At 45.7% G+C, this 14,991-nt stretch carries 12 protein-coding genes; 5 read left to right on the forward strand and 7 right to left on the reverse strand.

The window, feature by feature from the left end; translation table 11 throughout:
- The first annotated feature begins 524 nt into the window (after positions 1–524).
- Both A8C56_RS18170 and A8C56_RS18175 read left to right on the forward strand, forming a co-directional pair.
- Entirely contained in the window at positions 525–1,541 is a 1,017-nt protein-coding gene (locus A8C56_RS18170) for a ligase-associated DNA damage response exonuclease (RefSeq protein WP_067762245.1), read from the forward strand.
- The gene (locus tag A8C56_RS18175) at positions 1,538–3,127 is read left to right on the forward strand and encodes an ATP-dependent DNA ligase (RefSeq protein ID WP_067759218.1); all 1,590 of its coding nucleotides are present in this window, start codon (positions 1,538–1,540) and stop codon (positions 3,125–3,127) included. Before A8C56_RS18170 ends, A8C56_RS18175 begins: the two co-directional genes overlap by 4 nt.
- Before the next feature lie 268 nt (positions 3,128–3,395).
- On the opposite strand, the gene A8C56_RS18180 is transcribed toward A8C56_RS18175, so the two are convergent.
- Together A8C56_RS18180 and A8C56_RS18185 are read right to left on the reverse strand one after the other, a co-directional pair.
- A complete protein-coding gene (locus A8C56_RS18180) occupies positions 3,396–4,619 on the reverse strand; it encodes an MFS transporter (protein WP_067759220.1) in 1,224 nt (407 codons plus the stop codon).
- A 412-nt stretch (positions 4,620–5,031) separates the two neighbouring features.
- On the reverse strand, positions 5,032–5,253 hold the full coding sequence (locus tag A8C56_RS18185) for a heavy-metal-associated domain-containing protein (RefSeq protein WP_067762247.1): 222 nt from the start codon (positions 5,251–5,253) through the stop codon (positions 5,032–5,034).
- 187 nt (positions 5,254–5,440) lie between these two features.
- Between A8C56_RS18185 and A8C56_RS18190 the strand changes: the two genes are divergently transcribed.
- Entirely contained in the window at positions 5,441–6,457 is a 1,017-nt protein-coding gene (locus tag A8C56_RS18190) for an LLM class flavin-dependent oxidoreductase (protein ID WP_067759222.1), read from the forward strand.
- 49 nt (positions 6,458–6,506) lie between these two features.
- Positions 6,507–7,970, forward strand: a complete 1,464-nt coding sequence (gene cls / locus A8C56_RS18195; RefSeq protein ID WP_067759225.1) for a cardiolipin synthase — start codon at positions 6,507–6,509, stop codon at positions 7,968–7,970.
- Between the two features lie 17 nt (positions 7,971–7,987).
- Here the strand turns inward: cls and A8C56_RS18200 are convergent, their stop codons facing one another.
- Positions 7,988–8,548: an HdeD family acid-resistance protein gene (locus A8C56_RS18200; RefSeq protein WP_067759227.1), complete on the reverse strand. Its 561-nt coding sequence runs from the start codon at positions 8,546–8,548 to the stop codon at positions 7,988–7,990.
- 122 nt (positions 8,549–8,670) lie between these two features.
- Here A8C56_RS18200 and A8C56_RS18205 point away from each other — a divergent pair, with 122 nt between their 5' ends.
- Complete coding sequence (locus A8C56_RS18205; RefSeq protein ID WP_067759229.1) at positions 8,671–9,804, forward strand: serine hydrolase domain-containing protein; 1,134 nt, start codon at positions 8,671–8,673, stop codon at positions 9,802–9,804.
- Between the two features lie 19 nt (positions 9,805–9,823).
- Here A8C56_RS18205 and A8C56_RS18210 read toward each other — a convergent pair whose 3' ends face one another.
- The 4 genes from A8C56_RS18210 to A8C56_RS18225 form a co-directional block, all read right to left on the reverse strand.
- Positions 9,824–10,387 carry a TlpA family protein disulfide reductase gene (locus tag A8C56_RS18210; protein ID WP_067759232.1) on the reverse strand — a complete coding sequence of 188 codons (564 nt, stop codon included), beginning with the start codon at positions 10,385–10,387 and terminating at the stop codon, positions 9,824–9,826.
- A gap of 186 nt (positions 10,388–10,573) precedes the next feature.
- Positions 10,574–11,536 (reverse strand): ion channel, encoded by a 963-nt coding sequence (locus A8C56_RS18215; protein WP_067759234.1) that lies wholly within the window; start codon positions 11,534–11,536, stop codon positions 10,574–10,576.
- Positions 11,537–11,892: 356 nt separating this feature from the next.
- Positions 11,893–12,696 (reverse strand): phosphatase PAP2 family protein, encoded by an 804-nt coding sequence (locus A8C56_RS18220; protein ID WP_067759236.1) that lies wholly within the window; start codon positions 12,694–12,696, stop codon positions 11,893–11,895.
- Position 12,697: 1 nt separating this feature from the next.
- Positions 12,698–14,893 carry a TonB-dependent receptor gene (locus tag A8C56_RS18225; RefSeq protein ID WP_067759238.1) on the reverse strand — a complete coding sequence of 732 codons (2,196 nt, stop codon included), beginning with the start codon at positions 14,891–14,893 and terminating at the stop codon, positions 12,698–12,700.
- Between the last annotated feature and the right edge of the window lie 98 nt (positions 14,894–14,991).

Here is a 14,991-nt window from a genome sequence, read left to right on the forward strand (position 1 = left end):
TTGTCTATATTCTCCAGTAATAGTTTAGGTCCAGAAGCTTTTCCTTCAACCCATCCACGCTGGCCTTTCTAATTGTCATACCCCATATCATAAAAGAACAACTTATATGACGAATCACTCTACACCAAAACAGAGCCCTTATGAGCGGTGCAATAAACCTCGATTACAATAAAATCGGCAATATGGGAAGTTGCTATACCAAAAATCGCATCAGTTTCAGATACTCTTTTCAGCAGGGTTTGATTTAGCCGGCAACTTTCATCAACAGTTATTTCAGCCTTTATTATTTTTCATACATCCGATTAGTTTTTAACCATCCAAAGGTAAATATAATATTTCTGTTTTAAATCCAAAAAATATTTTATAGTATGGGATTGATCTATGCTGAACACACATTTCAACAGATCAGTATTTTTAACCAAGGAGCATTACCCATTGATTTTCTTGTCAGCATTATATGCTTTTTGAATGGAAAATTTGATGTAGGTTTGATTGTACATCTCCCTTTACTTAAATTACACCTTATGGTGCTCTTTAAAGAAGAAGGTATTTATTTTCCGGCAGCTGATCTGTACATCGATCCCTGGAAGCCTGTACAGCGGGCGGTGATCACCCACGGTCACAGCGACCATGCACGCCCCGGCATGGGCAGCTATCTTTGCCATCCACTGACCAAAGAGATCCTCCGTTACCGGCTGGGCCCGGATATTCAGGTGCAAACACTGGACTATAATGTTCCCCTGGTCATCAACGGTGCTACTATCAGCTTTCATCCTGCCGGCCACATCATCGGCTCGGCACAGGTGCGGCTGGAATATAAAGGGGAAGTATGGGTCATTACAGGCGATTATAAACTGAACAACGATCTTGTATCAACACCTTATGAGCCTGTTCAATGCCATAGCTTCTTAACAGAAAGCACTTTTGGTCTGCCGGTTTACCAGTTCCAGCCCTGTGCAACAATTTATGAAGAGATCAACCACTGGTGCGCAGCAAACGCCCGGCAGGGATTGAACAGCGTTTTGATCGGCTATGCATTGGGCAAATCGCAGAATATTTTAGCCAACCTCGATCCGGAACTGGGCGTGCCCTTGTTACATGGCGCCGTGTTTAACATGAATGAAGCACTTGCAGGATCAGGTATCTGTTTCCCGGGAGAATGGCTGACCCCCGAGACCCCGAAAGAACGTTTAAAAAACGCGGTTATCATTGCCCCGCAAAGCGTCCTCGGCTCACCCTGGCTGCGCAAGCTGCAACCCTACCGCATAGCCGTTTGCAGCGGCTGGATGGCATTGCGTGGCCCCCGCAGAAGATTGTCGGTGGATAAAGGTTTTGCATTGAGCGATCATTGCGACTTTGAGCAGCTCAACACGGCCATAAAAGCAACCGGAGCCGAAAACGTTTATGTAACCCACGGATACCAGGCGGTTTACAGCAAATGGCTCTGCGAAGCCTATGGGTTGAGAGCTGTGGAATTAAAAACACAGTTTGACAGTATAGAAGAAACCCTGGCAGCAGATTCAACAAACCCAACAGCATGAAAGATTTTGTTCAACTCTTCCAGGAAATTGACAGCTCTACAAAAACCTCGGTTAAGGTAGCCGCCCTGGTAAAATATTTCCGGCAGGCAACGGACAGGGATCTGCTTTGGGCAATTACATTGCTGATCGGTAACCGTCCCAGGCGGCCTGTAACCACCACGAACCTGCGCCTTTGGATGGCCCGGCTCACCGGCCTTCCGCTCTGGCTGATCGAAGACTCCTATTATATTGTAGGCGATCTTGCAGAAACATTAGCGCACCTTGCCGGCAATGCACCCGGTGAAGATACGGCACAATTAACCTTAGCCGGGCTTATCAGTGCCCTGAGAGAACTGGCCACCCTTACCGTTGAAGAGCAGGAAGCCTATATTACCCTTTTCTGGAAGCAGCATACCGTGGAGGAAAATTTTGTGTTCAACAAGCTCATCACCGGTAATTTCCGCATGGGTGTCAGCCGGCAACTGGTGATCAGGGCGCTGGCCCAGCATCTTGAAAAAGATGAAAAGGAAATTGCTCACCGGCTGATGGGAAAATGGGACCCGGATCATGAAACCCCGGAGACTTTATTTGAGGCTCCTTCCGCAGGCCAGAAAATATTCCTGCCCTACCCCTTCTTTTTGTCCTATCCGCTGGAGGGAAACCCGGGGGCCACCCTGGGCGCAATCGGAGACTGGTACCTGGAAAAAAAATTTGATGGCATCCGCGGGCAGCTGATCGTGCGCAACCACCAGGTGTTTGTATGGAGCCGGGGCGAAGAGCTGGTTACGGATAAATTCCCTGAGTTTGACCGCCTGAAGGAGCTGTTGCCAGACGGAACCGTTATTGATGGCGAGATCATTCCCTGGAAAAACGGGCAGTTATTGCCTTTTGGACAGATGCAGACCCGCATCGGCCGTAAAAAGCTTTCTGCCAAACATTTAACGGAAGTTCCCATCATTATGATCTGTTTTGACCTGCTGGAACATGAGGGTGCAGACATCCGCTCCCGGCCACTGGAAGAACGCCGGATGCTGCTTTCCCAGTTGCTGAACCAGCCTTCTGTAAATTCAGTGCTGCAGTTATCCCGGTTACTGGATCTGAAAAGCTGGGAAGAGGCCGCCCGCTTCCGCACAAATGCCCGGGATTATTCCTGTGAAGGGCTGATGATCAAACGCATCAACAGCCCCTACGAAACAGGAAGACGCAGGGGCAACTGGTGGAAATGGAAAACCGAGCCTATGACGGTTGATGCAGTGCTGATCTATGCCCAGGGCGGTTCCGGCAGAAGGGCGAATTTATTTACGGATTATACCTTTGCGGTGTGGGACAATGACCGGCTGGTTCCTTTTACAAAAGCCTATTCCGGGCTCACCGATAAAGAAATTTACAGGCTGGACCGCTGGATTAAAGCGCATACCCTTGAAAAATTTGGACCCGTAAGAAGCGTAGAACCGCAGCTGGTCTTTGAAATAGCCTTTGAAGGGATTCAGGAAAGCAAGCGGCATAAATCAGGCGTGGCGTTGCGGTTTCCCAGAATCCTGCGCTGGCGCGAGGATAAGCCCGCCACAGAAGCCAATACCCTGGCAGACCTGGCGGCATTACTATAACCCGCTTCTGTTATCAGGAAAAATGCTAATCTCTTTCAGACATTAAAACCACAAAAACGAATGTCGTAGTAAGGCAACAGTAAGCATTTTCATTTATGCGTGCGATAACCGGTTTATTGAATCCGATCATTCGGATAATAAATCCCTTCCAACCCTTAGGGTTGACCAAAAAGCAATGTCAGCCAGCTTGACGAAGGCTAAAAAAAGGTGCTACAAAGCCGCTGACAGCAGTAATTGCTATTGTGTTCCGAAATTGCAAAACCCATCATCAACAACCCGCTTCGCAGCCTTCCGGAATGATAACCGGCTCAACAGCCGCCCTTTTTATTTTTGAAGGAGTAACTCTTACAGGCTGATACCGCATTATGAAAATAATACACAACCCCAGGCCGATAAACGAAAGACCGGCCCCTACCAATGAAGGATAATTATAATCATAGCCCTGCTTTAACGGAATGCCGCCCAGGAAAGCGCCTATGGAATTGGCAATATTAAAGGCAGCCTGCATCACTGCTGCGGCCATCATTTCCGATTTCTTTGCAGAACGGATCATCATAATGTTTACAGGCGTTCCAATGGACATAGATAAGGCGCCGCAAATAAATGTCAGTATTAATGCGGTCACCTGGTTGCCGGAAAAAAAGAAAACGATCATCAGTGCCATCACCATCAGCAATAATAATATTGCCGATGCCTTTGCCGGGCGCATATGGTCTGCCATATAACCACCTGTCAGATTGCCCAGCACCATACCGCCCCCTGCAAGAACCATAATAGCAGACATGGAGTTCTTGCTGAACCCTGCAACATTTGTCATTAACGGTGCTATATAGCTAAACCAGGCAAACAACCCGCCAAAGCCAATAGCCGTTATGGCAATGATGAGCCAGGATTTTTTCGTCATCAGAAACTGCAGATCCTCTTTAAGGCTGGTTGTTTTCTGACTGGGCAAAGCGGGCAGCCAAAGTTGCAAAAACAGGATGGTAAATGCACCAATTGCTGCAACAACGCCAAACGCATACCGCCAGTTTAAGTGGTGCCCTATATAAGTCACCAATGGAACCATTGCAAGATTGGCAACGGTTAGCCCGGCAAACATCATAGAAATGGCCTGCGCCTGCTTTCCTTCTTTTGCCAGGCGCGATGCCACAATAGTGCCCACCCCAAAGAACGCCCCGTGCGGCAGGCCGGAAAAAAACCGGGCCAGGAACAAGGTATAAAAACCGGGCGATAAGGCAGAAAGACCATTGAATAACGTAAACAGGATCATCAACCCGATCAGTATCTTTTTTGGCGGGAACCGCGAAGACATGCCTACCAGCAGCGGCGCGCCGATCACCACACCCAGCGCATAGGCTGAGATCAGGTAACCTGCTACCGGAATGGTGATGCCTAAAGAACCAGCCACGTCCGGCAACAAGCCCATTATTACAAATTCAGTAGTTCCTATACCCAGCCCGCCTAAGGCCAGGGGAAATAATTTTTTATTCATTCATTTGATTTTAATGTGTACATAATACACATTTACAATTAATTAGAGGTTTATATAACAGTATCTGCTGTCATAAGCAAAATAAAAAGGCACTTCATACAGAAGCGCCTTGCTGCAAAGATACAATTTTTTTGATTATGCTATTTTTTCCACAGAATGGGCGCATAAATTTTAACCTGAACGTCTACGAATAAAAATAACTAATAGCACTGGTTATAATGCCACGAATGCACGAATAAGTGCTAAAGAGGCAAAACGCCGGGGCCAACCAAAAAGTAATGTCAGCTTGAGGAAGGCTAACCCGCTTAATTGTCTATATTTCGTCAGGCTCCCCCGAAGTTTCGGGGTGACAATCAAGGACCTTTTTGATCAGCCCAAAAATGTCTGGCTCCTCAGATTATTTTTTTCAGGTCTATGCGCCTGCCCGGATCTTTTCCGCCCTGTACCCGTTTTGCTGCAGCGCCTGTTCGATGGCTTTTTCATCCAGCGCTTCGCCGGATAGGGTCAATATCCGATCGGGATCCTTCAGGTCAACACTCCAGTTATGCACTTCTTTCAGCTCATCCAGGGCAGGAGTGATCTTGCTTACACAGCCATCACATTTCAGGTTCGTCTTAAATCGTAAAGTATCCATAATCATTCCGCTTTTTTAAGTTATTAGTATAATACAAAGTTCCGCTTTTCCACAGGGCAAACAGTTACAGGATTTCCGGGATTACTTATAACATTTACAGGGTTGCATTCCACCCTGTACAACTTTTCAACGGCCTGGCTGTTAATATACCTTTGATGATCTATCCTAATACATTAAAGCTGCAACCATGCCGCAAAACCAATTACAAAATATAAAATACTCTATCCTGGACCTTGCAACCGTTTGCAAGGGCGATACGATACAGCAAACATTCCACCGCAGCCTGGATACTGCAAAACATGCAGAAAAGCTGGGTTACACACGTTACTGGTTTTCAGAGCATCACAACATGGAAAGTGTGGCAAGTGCGGCAACCTCTTTGCTGATCGGTTATGTAGCCGGAGGTACCACAACCATACGCGTAGGGTCCGGAGGTATTATGCTGCCGAACCATTCCCCGCTGATCATTGCAGAACAGTTCGGCACCCTGGGCACTTTATACCCCGATCGTATCGACCTGGGACTGGGCCGGGCGCCGGGAACCGATGCCTTAACTGCCATGACCATCCGCCAGGCACCTATGAATATGCATTATGATTTTAAAGCAGCCATTCAAACCCTGCAGCAATATTTCAGTAAGGAAAACAAAACGGCCAGGGTACGGGCCCTGCCCGGTGAGGGGGTTACAGTTCCCATCTGGGTGCTGGGCTCCAGTACAGACAGTGCATACCTGGCTGCGGAAATGGGGTTACCCTATGCATTTGCCGCGCATTTTGCACCTGCCCAGCTACAGCAGGCGATGGAAATTTATCACACCAGGTTCCGGCCTTCTTCTTTTCTTGCCGAACCCTATGCGATGGCCTGCGTAAATGTAATTGCAGCTGATACCGCGGCAGAAGCAGCTTCCCTCTCAACCTCCCTGTACCGGATGTTCCTGGGTATTTTTACCAATAGCCGGTCGCCCCTGCAACCACCCGTTCCTTATGAAGAAATGGAACGGTTATGGACGCCCGAGCAAAAATACGGGGTTATGCAAATGCTTTCCGCAAGCTTTATCGGTACCCCGGATACAATAAAAGAGGGAATTTCCGGTTTTGTTGCTGAAACAGGCATCCGGGAACTGATGGTCATTTCCCAGATATTTGACCAAAAGAAAAAGCTCCATTCCTATTCGCTGGTTCGGGAACTATTTACAGGGCAGTAGCCGGAATGCTGCATATTAAGCATACCTTAGGATCAGAAAATTACTGTTGATGAAACCGGACTGGATCCTGATCGGGGAAATAATTTACATGATCGCTTTGCTGATTGTAAGCCTGCGGATCATTTATGATACCCGAAGCAGTACCAAAACACTCGCTTACCTGCTCCTGATCCTTTTTGTTCCCATAATCGGCATATTCATCTATTTTTCATTTGGAGTAAATTATCGCCGGAGGAAAATGTATTCCAAAAAATTAGTGCAGGATGAAGCGCTTCAAAAAGAACTGGAAGACAAGATCCAGTTACATTCGCAAAATGTATTTGCCCAGGGAAACCCATCAGTTGTCTACAACAGTCGCCTGTTCCGTTATTTGTTAAAAGACGGCTCATCTGTTTTAACTGCGCATAATCATGTACAGCTGCTGATCAATGGCGAAGAAAAGTTTCCGCTTGTGCTGGAACAACTGAGGCAGGCACAGCACCATATCCATATTGAATATTATATTTATGAAAATGATACCATCGGCAATGCTATTGCGGATGTTCTTATTGAAAAGGCAAAGCAGGGCGTTGAAGTGCGTTTTATCTATGACGATTTCGGGAGCCATTCCATACGAAGAAAACTTGCCAAAAGGCTGAAACAGGGTGGTGTAAAAGCAGTGCCTTTTTATAAGGTGCTGTTCATCGCTTTTGCCAACCGGCTGAATTACCGGAATCACCGGAAAATAATTGTAATTGACGGCAAAACAGCTTTTGTAGGAGGTATTAACATCAGTGATAAATACATTAACCAACCGGGACTGGATAATGCAGTTTATTGGAGGGATACGCACCTGATGCTCCGGGGGCCTGCAGTTTATTATATACAATACCTGTTCATGACGGATTGGAATTTTTGCGCTCATGATTCCCTGCAGCATAATGAGCAGTTCTTTCCAAAAGCAGATTCCCTGAAGCAGGCAGAAAATAAAGTAGTGCAGACCGCTGCCAGCGGTCCGGATTCAGACAATCCCACCATTCTATATACCGTACTGCAGGCTATCGCCCTTGCCAAAAAGGAACTATTAATTACCACTCCTTATTTCATACCAGGCGAAAGCATTATGGAAGCGCTGATCGTTGCAGCCTATAGCGGCATAAAAATAAAGCTGCTGGTACCCGGCGTTTCCGATTCCCTCCTGGTAAATACAGCCGCTAATTCCTATTACAGCGAGCTATTGCGGGCAGGTGTAGAAATTTACCGCTATCAGAAAGGATTTGTACATGCAAAAACATTTGTATCAGACCGCAATCTTTCAATGATAGGCACAGCCAATATGGATCACAGGAGCTTTGACCTGAATTTTGAGGTAAATGCTGTTATTTATGATGAAGCATTAGCAGCGCAACTGGCACAGGTTTTTGAAAATGATCTGCAATATGCCGAAAAGATCGATCCTGTAAAATGGCGCAACCGGCCGGTATATGTAAAACTGTTTGAAAAAACCTGCCGGCTGCTTTCACCGCTGCTATAAGGAATGGCGGAGGCACGTTATTTTAACCGGTTCTTTATATTCTTTAACCTGAGCGAAAGCGCAATCTGGACCAGTCCGAGCATCAGTAAGGCAATAGCCGTATATGCAACGATGGTTAAGCCTCCAAATACAGGGTTCGTAATCATCATTATTGCAAAAACAATCCCGATAATTGCTGCAAACAGCGCCCATCCCCAGCCGGAAATGCCGATCCTTTTTAAGCTGAAAGAATGAAAGATGCCCAGTATAGAACGGAACAAAATAACAAAACCGATATACATTGGCAGAACGGTCATGGTCAGCGCAGGGTATGAAAGCAGAAAGATCCCGAAAATAATATTGACAATTCCTCCAAATAAGGCCCAGCCCCAGCCGGCATCATAGCTTTTGCTGCTAAAGGCATAAGCTACTTCAAAAATACCAGAGACCAGAAAGGTGGCCGCAAAGAACAGGGATAAGGCCAGGTAGGATGCGAGAGGTTGGCTGAACATGTAGAAACCCAGTAAAAGAAATAAAATTCCGGAAAGCAGGAGCAGCCACCAGTTTTTCAGCCGTTCCTGTAACAATTGTGTAGCCATAGTTTTAATTTTTTACGTGAGGGGATATCGTCTATTAAAGATACAGTAAAAAAATAAGTTTTATATACCCTGTAATAACCGGTTTATTAAAATTGTATCTTTCACTATAAACAGGTCATTCAATGATAAAGCAGTGCTCTTTATTAGTCTTTTTACTTTGCTTACTCCAATTACGTGCAGCTGCCCAGTCTTCAGTAGAAGATACGATCATACAACTGATGGATCAGTACAGGGCCATCGGGTTATCTGTTGTGGCTGTAAAAGACAACAGGATCATTTATAACAGATCCTTCGGGTATAAAAACCGGGAAGATAAAACCCTTATCCAGAACACGGACATTTTCCGTATTGCCTCTATTTCAAAGTCATTTACTGCAACCTCCTTAATGCAGTTAGTGGAAAAGGGAACAATCAGCCTGGATGATGAGGTTTCGAAACTGATCGGGTTTACAATCAACAATCCCAAATACCCGGATGTGCCCATAACGCTCAGGATGCTCCTGTCGCACACATCCAGCCTCAATGATCAAAACGGGTATTTTAATCTGGATGTGGTCAACCCCGAAAAGAATCCCAACTGGGCCAACTGTTATAACAATTATAAGCCCGGCACCGGTTATGAGTACTGCAACCTGAATTTTAATCTTGCAGGAAGCATCCTTGAAAAGCAATCCGGTGAGCGCTTTGACCAGTACGTAAAGCAGCATATTTTAGTTCCCCTGCACCTGTATGGCGGTTACGATGTTGATTCCTTAGACAGGAACCGCCTGGTGACCCTGTATGAATATAACGACTCATTAAAAACCTTTAACAGTGCGCCGGAAGCTTATACTTCTCCCAAAGCGAGGCTGGCTCATTATATAAGGGGCTACAGCGCTCCTGTTTTTTCACCAACCGGCGGTATGAAAATAGCTGGCCTGGATCTTGCAAAATATATGATGATGCATATGAACTATGGTACCGGCAACGGGGTAACGATTATTTCAGCACAAAGCAGCAGGACCATGCAAACCCCGCTCTCTGATAAAGAGCATTACGGACTGGCCTTATGGGTAACGGACAGCCTTATTAACGGGGAAAGAATGGTAGGGCATACCGGAGATGCCTATGGCCTGTTCAGCAGCCTGTTCTTTCAACCGGAAAAAAAGTTCGGGTTTGTGGTGATTACCAACGGGTGCATTCCCCAATATAAAAATTCAACGATCGCATTACTATATGATGTCATCAACAGCCTTTATCAAAAGCTGATCCAATAACGCCCGGGTAGTAAATGGGTTATCCTTTCAGCAGGTCCCTGTATTCCTGTGTGTCGTAATTTTCCATCCCTTCCATCTTCCGGATCAGCGTTCCCTTTTCATCAAAAATAAATGTAGAGGGGATGGCCTGTACATTGAACAGGACGGGCAGCTGTTCTCCCGGGTAAAAAATGGGCAGCTTCAGCCCATGTGCTTTTTTAAATTCTGTGGCTTCTTCAAAACTGTTGTCAACAGAAAGTAATACAAAAGTTACTTTATCATCACCCAGCTTTTTACGCAGGTTTTGGATCGATGGCATTTCAGCACGGCAGGGCGGGCACCAGGACGCCCAGATGTTTACAAATACTTTTTTTCCTTTTAACGATTCCAGGGGTACGAACTGTCCTTTTTCATCCACCATTTTAAAGGAGGGCATTACGCCGGAGGGGGCTTCTGTTAAAGCAGGCGGGGGCGCCGGCTGCATATTTGTATCAGCCGCTGCTGTAGCAGTTTCAGCCGGTTTGGGCTCTTTTGCTTTATTTGTACAGGCTGCTGTCAGCAGCAATGCCAGAAAAACGATACCTGACCGGGGTTTTAATTTCATTGAATGATGTATTATTGTTTCAATAATGCTTCCTGATAAAAACCAGGAACAGGGATGAAAAACGCTTCTTCCTGTTCCGGAAAAATGAACGGCAGCGATGCCTGCAGCATCAGCACCGGAGGTCCGTAAAGGTAAAGAAAAGCCGGCAATACCATAAGTTATTAAAACAGCGATGCCTCAACGACTTCAGATCGCGGATTCAGGATGATGCTGATAATCGTGCAGCTTTGACAATTCTACAATGGTACCCTTTCCTTCGGGAGACTCATAATATACAGGCACAAACCTGGCACCGTTTATCAACTCGTCATATGTATAGCTGGTGCGGGCAATGACCGTATTGGAAAAATCTTCATCAAACGCCTTCAGGTAGATCATCATTTCAAAATCGGCTTCCTGCAGCTCCTGTAAGGTCATATTGTAGACAGGGCTTTCCTCATTGATCGGATGCACAACCGTCCAGGAAATATGCAGGGAGTTGATGGTATTAAACTGTAACGGCAGGGAATAATACCGGTAACCGGAATGCCCGTTCTCATTGACCAGCATGCTTGCAGTTACCTGTATGGACACTTCGCTTAACATTGCATTTTTTATAGGCGCCAGACGGAACATGATTGCTTTACCACCTTTGAACGGGCCAATAACCGCATGCCGGCTGAAACGGATATAGGCTCTTGGCTTTACAAAACGCCCGTAAAGCAGGCCGGTAATAATGGCCAGTGTCAATATCCCCACAAGGGCTTCAATAGAGGCAATGGTATTGGTAATAAAGCCTACAGGGCTTATACGGCCATACCCTACGGTGGTTAAGGTTTGGGAGGAAAAGAAATAGGCTTCCTCAAATGTTTCCAGGGGACTGCCCGCTTCCAGGCCTTTTAAATGGGGGATACAGAAAAAATAATAAACACTGGCAAACAAAAAATTAATGATCGTATAGAAACCAAGCACCAGTAAGGCAAATTTCCAGCCGCTTAAGTTGATCAGGAAATTATAAATGCTGTATTTGTCAAAAACGGAGCCCGCCCTGTTGATCACATTTGCCGATCCGTCTTTATTGATAAAGCGCGCAAATTTTGATGTAACAGATGTATTGAGCCCTGTATTATCAACAGGGATGCCTGCATTGCGTTTTCTTCCCAGTGCCATACTGTGAAATTATTGAAATAAATGAAAAACCGGGCGCTTCTTTATTGGAAGCGGGACTGATCAAAAAGTATATTAGCCTGAGCCAGCGTGGATACCCTGCTCAGACGGGCTTGTCGACGGCTAACTTCTTGATTGTCTATATTTCGTCAGGCTGTCAATGACAGATGAAATATGTACTGGAAATCAATTATGCTTTCGTCATGCCGAACTTGTTTCAGCATCTATACATGATTCACATAGATCCTGAAACAAGTTCAGGATGACTATAAGCGCATTTTGTCATCGCCTCATTGATTTTGCAACGTAAATTATAAAACTCAATATAACAATCAGGAAGCCTTTTGGATCAGCCCCATCTAAAAGATTTTGATCATGCCCAGTCCATAGGTTCCATCTGCCACCCGGGGATAGCAATAGATGGTTTTATGCTCTTTATTCCTTTTATTACCCATATGGAACTGGTTAAAGATGAGGTAGGAAAGGTTGGTGGAGGCAATTCCGAAACCCGCGCCCGCCACTACATCGCCCAGCCAGTGCCTGTTGTTATACATCCGCAGTATGCCTGTTGCAGCAGCTACTGCATAGCCGCCCACACCATACCAGGGGGAAACATCCTTATATTCCCTCCTTAAGAATTCTGCTGAAGCAAAAGCTGTTGACGTATGCCCCGACGGGAAAGAATAATGATTACTGCCGTCTGGCCGCTCTTCTCTTGTAAGATGCTTCAACGGCGAGACAAATGCCCCGTTAATTCCCAGGGCCATGGCATAAAGCAGCGCTTCCCGGGGCACAGAGTTCCTGCCTTTCATACCCAATGCCTGCAACCCGAAAACAACAGCAGCAGGTGCATACTGCATCACATTATCAATATGGGTACTAAAATTCGGGTGATCTTCAACAATTTCATCTTTTGTGGTCTTATTCAACCCGTTAAAGATGTGCGTTCCATCGCCCAATGCTCCGATTGTAATGAGCGCCGCAGGCAGTATAAAATTTTTTGGCAGTATCCTGCTGCCGGAAGAAGGTAGCTCATCCGGATGAATGCCAGTAAACGCTTTTGCCGGTAATGAATCCTTTATTATTGCCGTGGAATCTTGTTGTTGTGCCAGTAAACGGGCACTACAGGAGAGAAAAAAGAAAATGCCAGCCAGTATTTTCATTTTATAATTTTAAACGAAGAGAGAGGTTTACTACGCGCCCGTCAATTGGCGCCCATAAGGGTTGGAACTGCGGATCTGTAACAGGCCCTGTATACAATGATTCCACCTTGCCCTGCCGGTAGTTGAGCAGGTTCTCACAATTCAGCACCAGGCTTACATGACTGTCCAGACGCTTTTGCACCATTACTGCCATAAACAGGTAGTCCGGCGTATCAGAGCCATCCAGTCGCTTCTGGTTTCCGTTATAGGAACCCTCAATGCCGGCCAGGAGACCCGCTTCATCAAAGTCGCGGGCAATGGTAAACGCCGCCCGGTTGCGGGGTGTTAAAGGCATAAACGGATTACCGGAAAGATAATTCCTGGTTACCACTGTGTAAGTATAGCCGGCATATAGCTCCCAATGCTGCACGGTTGCTTTTATGTAGGTATCAAAACCACGGCTTATCACTTCTTTGCTACCATTTTGATAGTAAAGATTGCCGGCCGCATCTATAGTACCATACACAGGGTCCATAATTTGGGTGAGGAAAAATGCCTGGTTAATAAAAACTGTATTCCCCTTATCCCATTCTTTTTTATAATTCACTTCTGCATTATAGCCAATGGATCGCTCCGGGGTAATATTCTCCGGCAGTGCAGCTATCTTATCTGGTGCATCATCCATATACCAGGGTGCAAAGGGATTGGGCACTTTATAGCCCCAGCCGACACCTGCACGCGCTGCCCAATGTTTATTAAACCGGTTAAAGAATGCAACCCTTGGCAAAAAGAAATTACCGTATTGCCGGTGGATATCATCACGAAGTCCTGCTTCCAGTGTTGTATTCCCTTTTATAACCCAGGTATTCTGGGCAAATATTCCTACTGTGTTATTACTTAAAGAAGCAACAGGAATAAATACATTCTGGTGTGTAGCCCGGAACCGGTCTCCAGTCACATTGACACCCGCAACAAAACTATTCTTATTTCCATAAGAGATCAGCGTTGACAATTCACTGTAATAGCTTAGCTGGTTTCCTTTATAGCTAAGTTGTGCATCTGAATAGTCATTGGTAAAATCGCTGAACGTATTCTTGAAATACAGATGCTTCCTGCTGCCCAAAAGATGTTCTACCACCAGCTCCCCCGTATGGCGCATGGTATTGTTCTGTTCAAAATACTGATGCGTTGCGTCCGCATGATCTTCCAGCACCCGCATATCCCCGCCTTTTGAATTATGAAAACTTCCGCTATACCCTACGATGACGATTGTGTTTTTTGGATAGAAAAACAGTCTGGGGTGTATAGTGGAACTGTTTAAACGGGGCACATCAGAAAAGCCGTCTTTGTTTACATCTACCGGGTTTTGATGTGTATAGCCACCAAAGAAAGTATATCCGGTATTTTTATACCGTTTTGATAAAAAAAGATTTGCATCACTTTCCTGCAGGGAAGTCTGGTTCAGCGTTACTATACTTTCCTGTGCTGTTGCCGGCCGCTTTGAGATCATGTTCACCAACCCTCCGATCGCTCCCCCGCCATACAATGTAGATGCAGATCCTTTTACCAATTCAATCTGCTGCAGATCCAAAGGAGGAATGGTTAATATTCCAAAGCTTCCGCTAAAGCCGTCATACAAGGGCATCCCGTCACGCAGTATTTGGGTATACCTGCCGTCAAGCCCCTGGATGCGGACACCTGAATTTCCGGAAACGGCGCTGGTCTGTTGTATCTGCACACCGCTCACATCACCCAGTATACTGGCGATATTTGCCGGGCGGATCGTGTTTTCCTCCTCCATTTCTTCCTTCCCCAATACCTCTACTTTGATAGGTGCATTTTCAACAGACTGATCATTTCTTGTTGTTGCAACCACTACTACCTCCTCCATTTCCTTATTCCTGCTTTTTAATTCAACTATGAATATTGTATCGCTTTTAATTACTGCCGACAATGCTGCATTTTCATATCCAACAGCTGAGAAAGAAAAACTTCTGTGCCCGGCGGGCAACAAAACGGAAATCATTCCCATGCTATCCGCAGCAGCCACCGGTGCTCCGTTTACGGATACGGTAACATTATTAACAGGCTCCCTTGTTATTACATTTTTAAACTGAAAACTGATCTTTAATTGCGCATACAAAAACGATGTAATGAAACAGGCGATCATTAAAAAAAGGAACCGCACAACCCTTTTGCTGCTTTTACATTGCTGCATGTTCAACCTTTAATCCTGCTTTTGTCTAAAGCGGCCAAAATAATTGTTCGCATCTGAAAAAATTAGGAGTACCGGATAAAAACCGGGGTGCTGTAAAT

It is taken from the genome of Niabella ginsenosidivorans (genome assembly GCF_001654455.1).
GTDB lineage: Bacteria > Bacteroidota > Bacteroidia > Chitinophagales > Chitinophagaceae > Niabella > Niabella ginsenosidivorans.

Coding starts and splice junctions, on each gene's coding strand:
- A8C56_RS18170 (WP_067762245.1), top strand. CDS start 525: ATGGTGCTCTTTAAAGAAGAAGGTATTTATTTTCCGGCAGCTGATCTG.
- A8C56_RS18175 (WP_067759218.1), top strand. CDS start 1,538: ATGAAAGATTTTGTTCAACTCTTCCAGGAAATTGACAGCTCTACAAAA.
- A8C56_RS18180 (WP_067759220.1), bottom strand. CDS start 4,619: ATGAATAAAAAATTATTTCCCCTGGCCTTAGGCGGGCTGGGTATAGGA.
- A8C56_RS18185 (WP_067762247.1), bottom strand. CDS start 5,253: ATGGATACTTTACGATTTAAGACGAACCTGAAATGTGATGGCTGTGTA.
- A8C56_RS18190 (WP_067759222.1), top strand. CDS start 5,441: ATGCCGCAAAACCAATTACAAAATATAAAATACTCTATCCTGGACCTT.
- cls (WP_067759225.1), top strand. CDS start 6,507: ATGAAACCGGACTGGATCCTGATCGGGGAAATAATTTACATGATCGCT.
- A8C56_RS18200 (WP_067759227.1), bottom strand. CDS start 8,548: ATGGCTACACAATTGTTACAGGAACGGCTGAAAAACTGGTGGCTGCTC.
- A8C56_RS18205 (WP_067759229.1), top strand. CDS start 8,671: ATGATAAAGCAGTGCTCTTTATTAGTCTTTTTACTTTGCTTACTCCAA.
- A8C56_RS18210 (WP_067759232.1), bottom strand. CDS start 10,387: ATGAAATTAAAACCCCGGTCAGGTATCGTTTTTCTGGCATTGCTGCTG.
- A8C56_RS18215 (WP_067759234.1), bottom strand. CDS start 11,536: ATGGCACTGGGAAGAAAACGCAATGCAGGCATCCCTGTTGATAATACA.
- A8C56_RS18220 (WP_067759236.1), bottom strand. CDS start 12,696: ATGAAAATACTGGCTGGCATTTTCTTTTTTCTCTCCTGTAGTGCCCGT.
- A8C56_RS18225 (WP_067759238.1), bottom strand. CDS start 14,893: ATGCAGCAATGTAAAAGCAGCAAAAGGGTTGTGCGGTTCCTTTTTTTA.